The organism is Mucilaginibacter pallidiroseus, assembly GCF_007846085.1.
Classification (GTDB): Bacteria; Bacteroidota; Bacteroidia; order Sphingobacteriales; family Sphingobacteriaceae; genus Mucilaginibacter; species Mucilaginibacter pallidiroseus.
This window is the reverse complement of sequence record NZ_VOEJ01000002.1, coordinates 376,324-390,502: the sequence shown is the minus strand read 5'-3', so window position 1 is coordinate 390,502 and position 14,179 is coordinate 376,324. Positions and strand designations below refer to the sequence as shown.

The 14,179-nt window shown below is 43.5% G+C and carries 14 protein-coding genes; 4 read left to right on the top strand and 10 right to left on the bottom strand.

Going from position 1 to position 14,179, the window contains the following annotated elements:
* Positions 1-29: 29 nt before the first annotated feature.
* From FPZ43_RS06195 to pnuC, 5 genes are all read right to left on the bottom strand, one after another.
* Complete coding sequence (locus FPZ43_RS06195; RefSeq protein WP_146380984.1) at positions 30-1,370, bottom strand: hypothetical protein; 1,341 nt, start codon at positions 1,368-1,370, stop codon at positions 30-32.
* Positions 1,351-1,914, bottom strand: a complete 564-nt coding sequence (locus FPZ43_RS06190; protein WP_146380983.1) for a hypothetical protein — start codon at positions 1,912-1,914, stop codon at positions 1,351-1,353. Before FPZ43_RS06190 ends, FPZ43_RS06195 begins: the two co-directional genes overlap by 20 nt.
* Complete coding sequence (locus FPZ43_RS06185; RefSeq protein WP_146380982.1) at positions 1,911-2,471, bottom strand: RNA polymerase sigma factor; 561 nt, start codon at positions 2,469-2,471, stop codon at positions 1,911-1,913. The genes FPZ43_RS06190 and FPZ43_RS06185 overlap by 4 nt, the downstream gene beginning before the upstream one ends.
* A gap of 214 nt (positions 2,472-2,685) precedes the next feature.
* Positions 2,686-3,225, bottom strand: coding sequence for an AAA family ATPase (locus FPZ43_RS06180; RefSeq protein ID WP_146381135.1), 540 nt, complete (start codon positions 3,223-3,225; stop codon positions 2,686-2,688).
* Positions 3,226-3,232: 7 nt separating this feature from the next.
* Entirely contained in the window at positions 3,233-3,853 is a 621-nt protein-coding gene (gene pnuC / locus FPZ43_RS06175) for a nicotinamide riboside transporter PnuC (protein ID WP_146380981.1), read from the bottom strand.
* Positions 3,854-4,513: 660 nt separating this feature from the next.
* Between pnuC and FPZ43_RS06170 the strand changes: the two genes are divergently transcribed.
* On the top strand, positions 4,514-5,653 hold the full coding sequence (locus FPZ43_RS06170) for an acyl-CoA dehydrogenase (protein ID WP_146380980.1): 1,140 nt from the start codon (positions 4,514-4,516) through the stop codon (positions 5,651-5,653).
* A gap of 59 nt (positions 5,654-5,712) precedes the next feature.
* A complete protein-coding gene (locus tag FPZ43_RS06165) occupies positions 5,713-6,951 on the top strand; it encodes a TlpA disulfide reductase family protein (RefSeq protein ID WP_146380979.1) in 1,239 nt (412 codons plus the stop codon).
* Between the two features lie 55 nt (positions 6,952-7,006).
* Here FPZ43_RS06165 and FPZ43_RS06160 read toward each other — a convergent pair whose 3' ends face one another.
* Positions 7,007-8,365, bottom strand: a complete 1,359-nt coding sequence (locus FPZ43_RS06160; RefSeq protein ID WP_146380978.1) for a carboxypeptidase-like regulatory domain-containing protein — start codon at positions 8,363-8,365, stop codon at positions 7,007-7,009.
* Positions 8,355-8,927 carry an RNA polymerase sigma factor gene (locus FPZ43_RS06155; RefSeq protein WP_146380977.1) on the bottom strand — a complete coding sequence of 191 codons (573 nt, stop codon included), beginning with the start codon at positions 8,925-8,927 and terminating at the stop codon, positions 8,355-8,357. The genes FPZ43_RS06160 and FPZ43_RS06155 overlap by 11 nt, the downstream gene beginning before the upstream one ends.
* Before the next feature lie 78 nt (positions 8,928-9,005).
* On the opposite strand from FPZ43_RS06155, the gene FPZ43_RS06150 reads away from it, so the two are divergent.
* Positions 9,006-10,943, top strand: coding sequence for a vWA domain-containing protein (locus FPZ43_RS06150; RefSeq protein WP_146380976.1), 1,938 nt, complete (start codon positions 9,006-9,008; stop codon positions 10,941-10,943).
* Positions 10,944-11,018: 75 nt separating this feature from the next.
* Here FPZ43_RS06150 and FPZ43_RS06145 read toward each other — a convergent pair whose 3' ends face one another.
* Complete coding sequence (locus FPZ43_RS06145; protein WP_146380975.1) at positions 11,019-11,516, bottom strand: hypothetical protein; 498 nt, start codon at positions 11,514-11,516, stop codon at positions 11,019-11,021.
* The gene (locus FPZ43_RS06140; RefSeq protein WP_146380974.1) at positions 11,517-12,689 is read right to left on the bottom strand and encodes a THUMP domain-containing class I SAM-dependent RNA methyltransferase; all 1,173 of its coding nucleotides are present in this window, start codon (positions 12,687-12,689) and stop codon (positions 11,517-11,519) included.
* 85 nt (positions 12,690-12,774) lie between these two features.
* Between FPZ43_RS06140 and FPZ43_RS06135 the strand changes: the two genes are divergently transcribed.
* A complete protein-coding gene (locus FPZ43_RS06135) occupies positions 12,775-13,134 on the top strand; it encodes a DUF3127 domain-containing protein (RefSeq protein ID WP_146380973.1) in 360 nt (119 codons plus the stop codon).
* 133 nt (positions 13,135-13,267) lie between these two features.
* On the opposite strand, the gene FPZ43_RS06130 is transcribed toward FPZ43_RS06135, so the two are convergent.
* A complete protein-coding gene (locus FPZ43_RS06130; protein WP_186461772.1) occupies positions 13,268-14,104 on the bottom strand; it encodes a T9SS type A sorting domain-containing protein in 837 nt (278 codons plus the stop codon).
* Between the last annotated feature and the right edge of the window lie 75 nt (positions 14,105-14,179).

Genomic DNA, 14,179 nt, shown 5'->3' with positions numbered 1-14,179 from the left:
GGGCTGCATATTTAGATTGTAACACCCGGTTACTTGATATTTACATCTGCAAAGCGTGCAGTTACAATAATATTGTTGCTGGCACCGCTGCGGCCAACATAACCTTTGTAGGTTTTGGTTGATGACCATCCGCGTTCGTCGTCGCCCGGTGTTTTCGAGACAACCTTTACCTTATCGTCATCAAACTTAAAACTGCCAAGGCGGGTGGTTATATCAAAGTTGAAGCTTTCATTCAGGTCCAGATCAAGCTTGGTGTTTGATGCATTTATCTTCACGTTTTTGGCTGCCTTGTCAATAGCGCCAATCCTTAAACCGTCGCCAAATTTGATGCTGATGTCTGACGAGCTTTTGAGCCTGTCTATCACCACATCCGAAAAACTGAACGTGGCGGCTGCATTATCAATGACGCCGGCTTTAAAGCCGCTAAATTCAACTTTTAGCATGGTGCCATTAAAAACAGCAATTCTTGATGGCGCGTCTTGCGAGAACTTAATAGTTACCTCATTTTGGTCATTAGTAAGCTGCTGTGCTGTAAGCACACCAAACTGCAGCTTTAATAATACTTTACCGCTAAGTGATGGCAGGGTAACGTTACCAAATTTGTTGCTCAGATCAAGCGCGTTACCGGCCGGCATATAAACGGTATAGTTTATTTCCATGTTATTATCATCGTTCCTGCCGTTATTATTTTTATAGATGTTGGTTTTAAATGATACTACAGACCCCGCCTTACTGTCGCTGATTGATGACCCGTTGATCATTTCATTAACCTTTTGCTCGCTTGTTGAGCTAAACTTCATTTGTACATCAACCTTAAATTCGTTCTTGTTCCAGGTATTCACTGTCACGCGGCCAAAGCTGTTGCTTATCTGCAATACGTCGTTAGCATCAACGCTGTAGGTTTTACTGTAATTTTTTACCTTCTCGGTAAGCTCGCCGCTGGCAATGCGTTTTGCAAACTCTTTTTCGGATATCTTTTTGCCGTTGTAGCTGTAATTAAAGTTATAGTCGCCTTTAGGCACAATATCATTAAAACTGCCGGCAAAATTTTTTCCAAAGTCCTGAAATGTTTTACTTAAATCGGCGTGAATGTTTTTACTCAAATCTTTATTGAGTTCCTTCATTTTAAGGTTCATCGATTTACTTTGCTCTACCGATAGCTTAGCCATGTTTTTGCTTAGCTCTTTCATTTTTACTTTAAGCTCGCCCATGGCCTTATCAAACTTGGCCTGGTCAAAATCTTTCTCAAGTATTACATTATCAGGCGGGGTAGGCGGCAGGGCAGGTTCTACCTGGGCAAACACGGTGGTGCTGCAGGCCACTATCACTAAAAGTGCAATAATGGCATAGTTAAATATCTTTGTTTTCATGTTGGTTCTTGCTTTCGTTAAATTGTTGTATTACACTTAGTTGCTGATTAAGCACCTCGGTTTGTATTTGCAAGTTCCGGATCATTGCACGTAAAACACGCTCCTTGTTTGGGCTGGTGGCTAATTCGCTGTTTAGTTTTTTATAGGTGGTTTGTATTTTGGCTATATCGCCGCTAAACTCCTGGTAAAGTTGCGGGTCAAACTTGGCTATCTGTTTTAGCTCGGTACGCTGATTTTCAATTACCGATACCAGGTGCACCTGCTGTTTGGCATAAGTTGGGTTAATATCGGCCAGGTTAACGCCCTCTGGTTTTTGGTTTTTTAAATAGATGCCGAAGCCTGCGCCCATAATAACGATGATCATGGCGGCTACCCGCAGCACAAAACCAAGCGAAAACGTTTTTGCCTCGCGCTTTTTTGGCTGCTGTTCCTCATCCCAGGCATCCAGCTCGCGCGATATATTGGCCCACATATCGGCCCTTGGCTCAAGGTCATCAAATTCGGCCCTGTTATCTTGTATAAAATCTTCTAAACGCTTGCTCATCTTATAACTCCTCTGCTGGTTAATATTTCGCTCAGTTTGCGTTTTGCACGTAAAAACTGTGTGCGCGATGTATTTTCACTTATGTTTAAAACCTGCCCTATTTCCTCGTGGTCGTATCCTTCCAGTAAGTAAAGCGACAGTACAACCCTGTATCCCTCGGGTAACAGCTTCATGGCATCTTTAATTTGGGCCACCTGGTATTGCACATCGTCGTCGTCCCAGGGTTCTTCGTCAGCCACGTTATCCAAATGGCCGTCTTCAACTTTTACAAATTCAAGTTTACGTTTGCGCAAAAGGTTTATTGACCTATGTACTACAATTTGTTTTAGCCAAAGGCCAAAGGTTGTTTCCTGCCTAAAATCTTTTAACCTGTTAAAAGCATCTGTAAAAGCTTCCTGCAAAATATCTTCAGCTTCGCCAACGTTGCCCACTATCCTGAAGGCGACGTTCAACATCGCTTTCGAGTATAGTCGGTACAATTCGTAGCAGGCTTTTTTACTTCCCTGCTTACACTCAACCACCAGGTTGTAATGTTTATCAACGTATGCAGCTTCCAAATTAATGACAGGTTTCAGGTTAAATGACGCAGGGCATTTTACAACGTTGCACGGCGCGATAAAAAAAGACCGGTATTAGGCAAATTTATTTGATTTAGGGATGCTTGATGACTTTAAAAGTATTGCAGATTTTGTATGGATATCCTTATAGTAATTAGGTGACCTGTTTTTACTTTACAAAACGGATGTAATCTTTATAATCCTGTAAATCTGCTTAATCAAGGTCATTGATGGCTTTAACTGCCGCATCGTACCTTTCATTACCAGTACCGGAGATAACCACATAGTTGGCATCAAGCGCCTGTAGTTCGTGGTGCCAAACTTGCATAAAATGTTCGCGCTTGTGAGGAAAATCGCGCAGGGGGTCGTCTTGCCAAGGTAGGTCGATGTTGAGCAGGAGGTATAAATCATATTTATATTTTGGCAATGCATCCAATACAACCTGCGGCGTGCTGCCAAATACTTCATCACTCCAAATTTTTACGGTAATAAAAGTGGTATCGCATATCAGTATTTTATTGGCTTTGGGAAGATATTCCTCTTCAAGCGCTATTTGACCGTAAAACATATTGATCTCGTCCTGCCAGGTGCATGGCTCGGTTAGGTTCTCGCAATAGCCGCGGGCAAACTCGGGCACCCACACGGTGTTTAAATGTTCGGCCAAATAAGCCGACATGGTTGATTTACCCGTCGACTCGGGGCCTACAACGGCTATTTTTTTGATTGATGATTTATCCTGATACGCCTGCTCCATGTCTATATTATTGTTTAACTCGCAATTCACTGTTTTCGTTTTTCCAGTCGCGCTGCCAATCGCGGTAGCCTATGGCTGCAATTACTACATACACGGCATACATGGCGGCGGTGAGATGAAGGTCCTTAAGCATATAAACTGCGACATATATAATATCTACAAAAACCCATATGAGCCAGTTTTGTACCACCTTGCGGGCCAGTAACACCTGTGCCACCAAACTGCATGCAGCGCAAAAGCTATCAATGTAAGGATAAGAAGCTGTCGTATACTTCAGTACCGATCCAAGAATAAATGAGAATATTAAAATCGCGGGTGCTGCAATGAGAGTTTGCATCTTGGATATCTGCTTTACAGGTTGTTTATTTTCGGTAGCAGGCTTGTGGCTCCAGTAATACCATCCATAAATATTTACCGCTAAAAAATAAACCTGCAGGCCCATATCTGCAAAGAGCCTGGCTTCATAAAATATGTATAAATACAATGTAACACTTACAATGGCGAAAGGCCAGTTCCAGATATTATTTTTTGCAGCGAGGTAAACACAGAGCAGCCCGGTTATAACTGCTACAACTTCTGTGAGGGTTTGGTGTTGCCACCAAGTTTGTACTAAGTGTACAATTTGCATTTGTAAATATAGCTAAGGTTACTGTAGTAACAAGTTGAAATCGCTGGCCTTGCCTTTTAATAAAATAATCGAACAGTGTTTGTACAGGATATGGTACAGGCGTTGTATCAAATAGCAGAAATAATAATTTTTAGGACATCAGATGATTGTCGTTGAAGTCGTATAAAGTTCTACTATGTCTTATGTAACTAAAAAGTGACAATATTAAAGGCGTTTTATTTAATGCTTAACTTGACTTGTAACGAGGCTTTATCGGGTAATTAATATATGTAATGATATTGCTTAATCGACTAATTAATAGGCATTTGTAGGAAGTACAAACGAGCCGGCAATATTTCAATTTCATGAGGTGGATTTTCGAAAGCCATTTTTATAATATTATCGTCTATCAAAAATGTTGTTTGGCCTCATGTTTGTCTATTAGTTATCGATCCTGCATTACCGCAAAGAAAACATTTACATCTACCTATGTTAAAACGTTTTTGGTAGTAAGGTTTAGTTAAGAATTCTCGGGCGCCCAAGCTGAGATGCAAATGTTCTTTTGTTTTGGGTTTAATCAATAGTTTAAATTAATTAGGGGAAAAGGGAGCTTCACAAAAAGCTCTCTTTTTTTGTTTATATACTTTTACTATGCATGCATAGTATTTGTTATATTGCCGTATGCAATTTAACCTTACCGAAGAGCAACTCATGATACGCCAGGCCGCTCGCGATTTTGCACAAACCGAGCTAAAGCCGGGTGTGATTGAACGCGACGAGCACCAAAAATTCCCGGCCGGGCAGATCAAGAAATTAGGTGAATTGGGCTTTATGGGTATGATGGTTTCGCCGCAATACGGCGGTAGTGGTATGGATGCCGTATCATATTCATTGGTGATGGAGGAATTATCAAAAATTGATGCCTCAACGTCGGTAGTGCTATCTGTAAACAATTCGTTGGTTTGCTACGGGTTGGAGCGCTTTGGTAATGAGGAGCAAAAACAAAAGTATTTAGTGCCTCTTGCTACAGGACAGGTTATAGGTGCATTTTGTTTAAGCGAGCCCGAGGCCGGGTCGGACGCTACATCGCAGCGCACTACTGCTACTGATATGGGCGACTATTATTTGCTCAACGGCATCAAAAACTGGATAACCAGCGGCAGCACGGCATCAACATTTATTGTAATGGCCCAAACCGATGCCTCGCAAAAGCACCGTGGCATAAATGCCCTGATAGTTGAAAAAGACATGGATGGCTTTGAAGTTGGTGCCAAGGAAAATAAGATGGGCATTCGGGGATCTGACACACACTCGCTGATGTTTAATGATGTTAGAGTACCAAAGGCTAATCGCATAGGCGACGAGGGCTTTGGGTTTAAGTTTGCCATGGCCGTATTAGAGGGCGGGCGAATAGGAATAGCGTCGCAGGCGTTGGGTATAGCGGCCGGTGCCTATGAGCTATCTCTCCAGTACGCCAAAGAGCGAAAAGCATTTGGCAAGCCACTGGCCGAGTTGCAGGCCATACAATTTAAACTGGCCGATATGGCTACAGAGATTGACGCTGCCAGGCTGCTTTGCCATAAGGCGGCATGGTTAAAAGATAATGGCAAACCCTACGCACAGGCTGCTGCAATGGCAAAACTCTTTGCGTCGGATACCGCCATGCGGGTTACAACCGAGGCGGTACAAATACATGGCGGCTACGGTTACGTTAAGGAATATCATGTTGAGCGCCTGATGCGAGATGCCAAAATAACCCAGATTTATGAAGGTACATCTGAAATTCAGCGGATTGTAATTTCGCGCGAGGTACTAAAATAGTTGCCCTGATTTATTTACTTTTGAAAAGTATATTAAATTAGTAGACTATTTTTTCATTTATGATAAAGCAATTCATTTTAGGCACGTTTTTACTTACCGCCATCAATTACACCGTGCAGGCTCAGGCTACTTTAAAACCCGGCACTTGGCGCGGTGCCTTAAAAACAGCGGGTGGGCAGGACATTCCTTTTAACTTTGATGTTACCAACGCAGGCGGCAAGCAGCAGCTGGCCATAATAAACAGTACGGAGCGTTTTAAGGTTACAGACATCAGCAGCCGCGGCGATTCGGTATTTATTAAAATGCCTTTGTTTGATTCGGAGTTTAAACTAAGATTGGCAGCAAACAAACTGCAGGGCCAGTACATACGCCACCTGGGCGATAAAGATGTACCTATGGAATTTGCAGCAACTGCAGCCACTCCTTATCGCTTTTTTAAGAACCCGGCTAAGCCAGCCTTTAATGTAAGCGGCAGATGGTCGGCCGTGTTTGGCGAAGGTGAAGGCCGCGATACTACCGTTGGCGAATTTAAGCAGGCAGGTGCCAAAGTAACAGGAACCTTTTTAACTACTACCGGCGACTACCGCTTTTTAGAAGGTACAGTTGCAGGTGATAGTCTTTACCTGTCGTGCTTTGACGGGGGCCACGCTTTCTTATTCACAGCAAAAATTAAGGATAACAATACACTTGCGGATGGTAAGTTCTTTTCGGGTGTAACAGGCAAAGACGTTTGGGGAGCCATAAGAAACGAACAAGCCAAACTACCTGATGCCTACTCGCTTACTGCGCTTAAGCCTGGTTACAAGAAACTGGCTTTTAACTTTAAGGATCTTAACGGGCAACCGGTTTCTTTAGATGATGCCCGCTTTAAAAATAAAGTAGTAATTGTACAAATACTTGGCTCGTGGTGCCCAAACTGTATGGACGAAACCGCTTACATGGTTAACTACTATAAAAAATATCAACCCAAAGGTGTTGAAGTTGTTGGCCTGGCTTATGAGCGTACAGCCGATTTTGCGAAATCGCAACGTACGGTTACCCAAATGAAAAATCGCTTCGATATTAAGTACCCGCTATTAATTACCGGTTATACAAGCAATAAAGCCGAGACGGCCAAAAGCCTGCCAATGTTGGCTAAAGTGGTGGGTTTCCCAACGACTATTATCATCGATAAAAAAGGCGACGTGCGTAAAATACATACAGGCTTTAGCGGCCCGGGTACCGGCAGCCATTATACCGAATTCATCAGCGAGTTTGAAAAACTGACGAATGATTTGCTGGCCGAAAAGCTAAATTAAGATTTAACAAATTTATATAAAGGCAACCAGATGCATTCGTGGTATTTGGTTGCCTTTATTTATGGAAATCTACGGCAACGGTAACTGTTTCAGGCTTGCCGTTTATATTGCTTATCCAGCCCGGGCCGTTTTTTATAAGTTCGATGGCGCGTTTATTACTTTCAGCATCAAGCCCTTTAACGATAATGATATCGGAAACTGATCCATCTTCGGTAATAGTAAACTTAAGTTTTACGGTGCCTTTTGCCTTACCGTCGGTCAACTTGGCCCCTTGGTATAAATAGTTTTTGAAAGCCTGCCAGCCGGTTTGTGGGTGTGCTTTGTTTATGTCAGTTATATCGTTATTTGGTTTGCTTACAACAACAACTTCATTTAAACTGTTGTGCTGTTCTGTTAAAGCAACGTTTACGCTATCGCCGGGTTTTACTGTTTTGGTTTGATAGCCCAAATATGATATAGTAAGCGTTTCTTTATCTTTTACAGCCGATACCTTAAAATAGCCATTGGCATCTGTTTGTGCGGCGGTATTTTTCCCGTCAACCTTTACTGTCACGCCCGGTAATGGCTGCCCGTCTGTTTGGCTGGTAACCCTGCCAGCAATAAGCCCTGCCGATGGTGTTTTGGGAGCCAGGTAGCCCAGCCCGTACTTGTTAAGATCTTCCTTTTTGCCAACCGGTTGCGGCACAGCAACACCTTCGGCCTTGCTATTTATGCTTTGCGATTGCGGCCTTTTAGCTATGGCCACAGTTGCAGGCATGTCCGGTTTTACAGTGCTGTCTTTTTTGCGGGAGGTGTAGGTCAGTACAACCATTTCGTCAAGCGGCATACTGTCGCTTTTTAAAAGCGGGTTGGTTATCTCTGGTTTGTCACCCAAGGTTCTATCAGGCGTTGTTGCCGCTGGCTGCGCTTTGTTGTAGCGCGACACCGTATTGCCCTGAGCCGCAATTGTCTTGGCATTATTATATTTTTTACCTGGTGATGCAGCTAAGCTGGTAGGGTTTGTCACCGATAGTGTAACGCTATCGGATATTTGCTCACGCGGAGTGGCTAATTGAGGTGTAACAGATTTATCAACAGGAACATTATTAGCAACAACGTTTGGTTGCTGTGGCTGCCTCGTATTATAAAATATACCTGCAACTATCATGAAGCCAATAACACCGGCAGCAATGGCTATGCTGAGCCATGGTATAAGTTGCTTTACTTTTGCTGGCTGGGTTCGGTTGGCAAGGCGCTGGTTAAGGTCGGCAAGGCCGGTATCAATGTTATCCGGTTTAGGGGTATAGCCTTCCAGTGCGTCCATCAAAAACGGATCGTGCTGTGCCTCAAGTTCCAGCTGGTGCATAGCTTTTGCATCAAGCTCGCCATTAAGGTACTTGCGTATCTGCGATATGTTGGCCCGTTTATTTTCCACTGTTCTTTTCCAGGCAAATTTTAAGGTTGCGCTTACCGTTTTGTATGTAGCTTTTAACTTCGTTCATGGTATAGCCGGTTGCATCGGCAATTTCTTTATAACATTTTTCGTGCAGGTAAAACATGCTTACACTTTGCTTTTGTGGTAATGTCAGCTTCTGCATACATCGTTCCAAAGCTTGCAGGGCCTCTTCCCGGTTTTCGGTATCATGATGCAAAACCGGGGTAAATTCCACAAAGTCGTCCAGGTTTACGGTTTCCATTTTTTTGCCAGCCCTTATTTGCATGAGGCAATGGTTACGCGCCAGTACATACAACCAGCTCCTGAATTGTTTAATGTCATGCTGCCTTGCCTTGGTAATCAATTCTTCAAAAATGGCCATTACGGCATCTTTTGCAAGCTCATCATCAGTAAGGTATTTAAGGCAAACACCATATACCAGCGGCATATAGCGCTCGTAAAGTTTGCCCAGCACTTGCACATCGCCATGCTGGCGATAGCTGCTAACCAACTCATCATCTGCTTTATCTTCCGGTTTATTTGGCTTGCTGAAGAAGTTCATTAAAGCTCCAAAATAATTTTTTTAAATGGCTTATGGAAATCTATTGTGTGCCGCATCTATCTACTAAACTCAATAGATATGAAAAAGATATTATTTATGATGATTGCCCTGGCCGTGCTTACAGGTTTCAGGATGGCAACAAGCCGCACCGTTACCGGTGTTGTTACCGGCGATGATGGATTGGTAATAGCAGGTGTAAGTGTAAACGTAGTAGGTTCAGGCATCGGCACGCAAACCGACCCAAGTGGCCGCTATAGTATAAATATGCCAGATGGCTCATCCAAATTGCAATTTGCATTTATAGGTTATGCAACACAAGTTATAAAACTTGGCAATAGTAACCTCGTAAATGTTGTGCTTAAGGCAGATACTCGCTCGCTCCAGGAGGTTGTTGTTACGGCCTATGGGGTCCAAAGAAAGGCGAAAAGCATAACAGGTAGTGTAAGTACCTTAAACGGGCGTGTTGCCGGTGTACAAGTAAGCGGTGCACCGGGCGCAACATCGGCCATGTATATCCGGGGAAATAATAAAAGTTATGGGTATAACGCCCCGATGCCAAAAAACACCGAAAGCTACAAAGGCATTAAAGAAAACGGTTTTACCAGCGTAAAGGAAAGCCCGCTTTCAACTTTTTCTACCGATGTTGATGCAGCGTCGTACAGTAACATGCGCCGTTTTATAAACGGGGGGCAACTGCCGCCTGCTGATGCGGTGCGTGTTGAGGAGATGATCAATTACTTTAATTATAACCTTGCAGGCCCTAAAGACGATGCACCTGTTGCTATACATACCGAACTTTCATCGGCCCCGAGGAAGCCTAAACACAGGTTGCTTCGCCTGGCTTTAAAAGCAAAGACCATTGCAACGGATAAATTGCCTGCATCAAACCTGGTTTTCCTGATAGATGTATCCGGCTCAATGAGTGAAGTAAATAAGCTGCCGCTTGTAAAATCGTCATTAAAGTTGCTTGTAGATCAGTTGCGCCCACAAGATAGGGTTGCCTTAGTGGTTTATGCAGGCGCGGCCGGTGTGGTACTGCCTTCAACCCCCGGCGATAAAAAGCAAACTATAAAAAACGCTATCGACAATCTTGAGTCGGGCGGGTCAACCGCAGGTGGTGCGGGTATAAAGTTAGCTTATAAAATTGCTGCCGAAAACCTGATAGCCAAAGGCAATAACCGCATTATACTGGCAACCGACGGCGACTTTAACGTGGGTGCATCAAGCGATGATGATATGGAAAAGCTGATTGAAAAAGTGCGCGAGAGCGGCATTTTTCTTTCTGTGTTGGGCTACGGCATGGGTAACTATAAAGATAGCAAGATGGAAACCCTTGCCGATAAAGGCAACGGTAATTATGCTTATATAGATAACATTACCGAGGCGCGTAAAACCCTGGTTAATGAGTTTGGCGGTACCCTGTTTACCGTTGCAAAGGATGTTAAACTGCAGGTGGAGTTTAACCCTGCAAAAGTACAGGCTTACCGTTTGTTAGGATATGAAAACCGTTTGCTGGCCAAAGAAGATTTTAATGACGATAAAAAAGATGCAGGAGATATGGGCAGCGGCCATGCTGTTACCGCCTTTTATGAAATTGTACCGGCAGGGATTAAAGATGACTATGCGCGAATTGTAGATCCTTTAAAGTATCAAAAAAATGATACTTTGGTACTTGCAACTGGCGCCGGGGAAATGCTGACTGTAAAATTCAGATACAAAGAACCCGTATCTGCTAAAAGTAAAGTGAGCCAGGTGTCAGTAAACGACAGCCCGGTTGATTTTAATGCCACATCAGTTGATTTTAAATTTGCGTCGGCCGTGGCGGAGTTTGGTATCCTGCTGCGCGATTCGAAGTTTAAACAAAAATCCAACTTCGATCATGCCATTGCTACCGCACGTGCAGGCAGGGGTACAGATAGTGAAGGCTATCGTGCGGAGTTTATTCGCCTGGCAGAAAGTGCAAAGTTGCTCAAGAAAAGCGGTGCCATTGCCCGTGTGGACGAGGATGATGAATAATTAAAAATGCCCCTTAACAAAAAGCCCTTGCAAAATTGAGTTTGCAAGGGCTTTTCAATATTGTGTCAGCCTATATTATTTCAAATCGTAGCTTACCATAACGGTAGGCAGCAACGTGGCCGAGTTTAAAGGCAATTGGTCTTTGGTTAAAATTGGCCTGCGGGTTTTGTAGAAATCGTAATTAGCCTTCTGCACTTCTGCAATGCCGGTTGTTGGCTTATTAAAGCCTATTGATACCGGGATAATAAAATCATGGAACTTCTCTTTATCGGGGATTATCCATTTTTTGGTTGATTTTTTCAGGGCCTCAATAACAGGTACGGTCAGCATGTAATCATCAGCGTAGTAGATCACAATTTTTGATATTGTTCCGTACTCATCAGCCGTAAACTTTAAGATTGCCATGCCCGTAGCTTTTTTGGCCTTAATTTCCGGGCTTACCGTAATGCTGTCTTTAAAAAACTTTGTCATTACCGGTGCGCCACCCTGAAAAGGGAACGATAGCTCGGTTTGCTGCGCCTGCGCAAAAAATGCGGTTGATAGTAAAAGTGCAAATATGATCAGCTTTTTCATTTATTCTGCTTTTGGTTCGCGTTTGGTGCCTTCATACAGCTCGTACTCAAACAAGCGGCAATCAAGCTTACCGTTATAAAACTCAATGCGGCGGCTTGGGCGCAGGCCAATTTTCTTGGCTAAGTCCGGGTTGCCGGTAAAAACGTATCCGCGGTATCCCAGGCACTTCTTTTTAAGATAATCACCCATGCGCTTGTAGGTAACCTCTAACTTGCTGTGCGTGCCTAAGCGCTCGCCGTATTCGGGGTTAAACATTACCACACCTGGTTGCTCAGGTACTTCCGTTTCTTCAAAGTCACAAACGTAAAAGTCAATCAAATGTTCTACGCCTGCAGTGTTTGCGTTACGGCGGGCAATATCAATAGCATCTTCAGAAATATCTGTTGCAATAATTTTGAAGTCGACAGCCTTGGTTGCCTTGTCTTTCAATTTACGGCGCTCAACAAAAAAAACCTGCTCATCATATCCCATAATGTGCATAAAGCCATAGTTCATTCTGAAAAGGCCGGGGTGTTTATCGGTGGCTAAAAGCGCCGCCTCGATAGCCAGCGTGCCCGATCCGCACATGGGGTTAATAAAGGTGCTTTTCCTGTCCCAGTTGGTAGCCATAATGGTTGATGTGGCCAACGCCTCCAGCATAGGTGCCTTGCCCGGTATTTTACGGTAGCTATGTTTGGCCAGGGTTTCGCCAGATGTATCTATGAAGATGTCGGCTTTGTTATCCTGCCAGTACAGATGTATAACCGTTTTGTTTACATCCGCGCCCGAGTTTGGGCGTATGCCTTTAACAGATTTAATCCTGTCTACAATGGCATCCTTAACCTTTACGTTGGCAAAAAGCGGGGTAAGTATATGCTCGTTATTTACGTTTGAAGTTACTGAAAAATAACCTGTAAAATCAATAAGCTGTTCCCATTCAATTTTAACCAGTTCGTCATAAAGCTCTTGCGGGTTTTCGGCCTCAAAGCTTTTAAGCAAGTATAATATCTGGCTGGCGCAGCGCAGGTTAAGGTTAAGTGGAATGGTGTCGGTAACGGTGCCCTGCAGCTCAACCCCTGTTTGGAAAACGCGGGTTGGCTTGTAGCCCAGTGCCTCAACTTCGTGCTGCAGGTAGGGCGACAGGCGCTTATTGCAGGTAATAATGATTTTACTCTCGGTGTGGAAAACTTGCATAATTATTCTGCGAATTTATGAATTAAATACGCCGCTATTTAATTTCATACTATTAACTTTACATTTTAAATATTTTCTGGAAACTATGGAAGTTAAAGGTAAGGTACACGAAGTTTCGGCAACCCAACAGGTAACCGAATCATTGAAGAAGAGAGAATTGATACTTGAATACATCGAGAACCCACAGTATCCCGAGTATTTAAAGTTCGAAGCTATACAGGATCGTTGCAATTTGTTGGATAATGTTAAGGTTGGTGATGATATAGAAGTGTTTTTTAACCTGCGCGGCCGCCCATGGACAGACAAGTCAGGCAAAAAAAGCTATTTCAACTCGCTGCAGTTATGGAAAATTAACCAGCTTGGTGGCGCCGGCGCACCAGCACCGCAATACGCCCCGCCAGCTGATATCAGCTCTGCACCAGATGATGACGATTTGCCATTCTAATATTAGTTGCAGTATTTAGTTCACAGTTTGCTCTATTAAGATTTGCTAAAAACTGATGAAAGATAAAAAAGGCCCTCTTGAAATATTCGAGAGGGCCTTTTTATCTGCTAACTGCCTAACCGGCAACTGCAAGTTACTCTTTAACAATTTTCTTAAGTGCTACTTTGCTGCCCTGTTTAGCCTGCAAGTAGTAAACACCATTTACCGGCAATACAAATTTTTTGGTAAAGCTTGTTGCAGATGTCTTCTCTGCCCAGATGGTGTTGCCATTACTGTTGGTTAATTTTAGCTCGGTACTACCGGCGGGCACATTTAATGAAATGATGCTTTTAGCTGTACTGAACTCGTAACTTAAGTAAAGGTCGCTTATATCCAGCGTTGCCTTATCTGCGCCTGTTAAGGCTTTTAACTTATCGGCCGGTGCATCGTTCACGGTGTAGCTAAACGTAGTGGTAATGCCATCGCTGTCGGTATTGGAGTAGCTGGCCGATTGGCTGTTACGGCTATCCATTCCATTTTTTACCCGGCGGCTTAAACGAAACTTCATCGGTGCCGGCTCGCCATCCAGGCGGGTACTGTAAGTACTATCGGTAGTTATCCTTTTTAAACGAATGCGTTTTGGTGCGCCGCCTGCAAGTGTGCGGCTATCATTATCTGTTGTAACTTGCTTTTCAATTATCACGGTATTGCCGTCCTTATTTTGGTTAAGGGTGTAAGCAGAATTATTGCCGGGCACGGGTGGCGTTGGCGGTGGCACAGGTGCCTCACTCATAACTGCTAAGGCGTCTTTGCGCTCTGCAGCATTAAGTTTTTTAATATTTTTCCCGTTAATGGTGGTGTCGCCATTAACTATTTTAATTTCAATGCTCTTTTGTGTTTGCGCCAGTACCAGCGGTGGCAGGGCCATTATGGTTATCAGGGTCAGCGAAAAAATTACTTCGAAGCCGGGTTTGGTCAATATCTTTTTCATGATGATATGGTTTTGCATACCAAAGTTATAAAATGCTTGCATATCAGCAGATTAAAACAAACGTAGCATTTGTTA

Coding starts and splice junctions, on each gene's coding strand:
- pnuC (WP_146380981.1), bottom strand. CDS start 3,853: ATGCAAATTGTACACTTAGTACAAACTTGGTGGCAACACCAAACCCTC.
- FPZ43_RS06130 (WP_186461772.1), bottom strand. CDS start 14,104: ATGAAAAAGATATTGACCAAACCCGGCTTCGAAGTAATTTTTTCGCTG.
- FPZ43_RS06135 (WP_146380973.1), top strand. CDS start 12,775: ATGGAAGTTAAAGGTAAGGTACACGAAGTTTCGGCAACCCAACAGGTA.
- FPZ43_RS06195 (WP_146380984.1), bottom strand. CDS start 1,370: ATGAAAACAAAGATATTTAACTATGCCATTATTGCACTTTTAGTGATA.
- FPZ43_RS06150 (WP_146380976.1), top strand. CDS start 9,006: ATGAAAAAGATATTATTTATGATGATTGCCCTGGCCGTGCTTACAGGT.
- FPZ43_RS06170 (WP_146380980.1), top strand. CDS start 4,514: ATGCAATTTAACCTTACCGAAGAGCAACTCATGATACGCCAGGCCGCT.
- FPZ43_RS06190 (WP_146380983.1), bottom strand. CDS start 1,914: ATGAGCAAGCGTTTAGAAGATTTTATACAAGATAACAGGGCCGAATTT.
- FPZ43_RS06165 (WP_146380979.1), top strand. CDS start 5,713: ATGATAAAGCAATTCATTTTAGGCACGTTTTTACTTACCGCCATCAAT.
- FPZ43_RS06180 (WP_146381135.1), bottom strand. CDS start 3,225: ATGGAGCAGGCGTATCAGGATAAATCATCAATCAAAAAAATAGCCGTT.
- FPZ43_RS06155 (WP_146380977.1), bottom strand. CDS start 8,927: ATGAACTTCTTCAGCAAGCCAAATAAACCGGAAGATAAAGCAGATGAT.
- FPZ43_RS06145 (WP_146380975.1), bottom strand. CDS start 11,516: ATGAAAAAGCTGATCATATTTGCACTTTTACTATCAACCGCATTTTTT.
- FPZ43_RS06140 (WP_146380974.1), bottom strand. CDS start 12,689: ATGCAAGTTTTCCACACCGAGAGTAAAATCATTATTACCTGCAATAAG.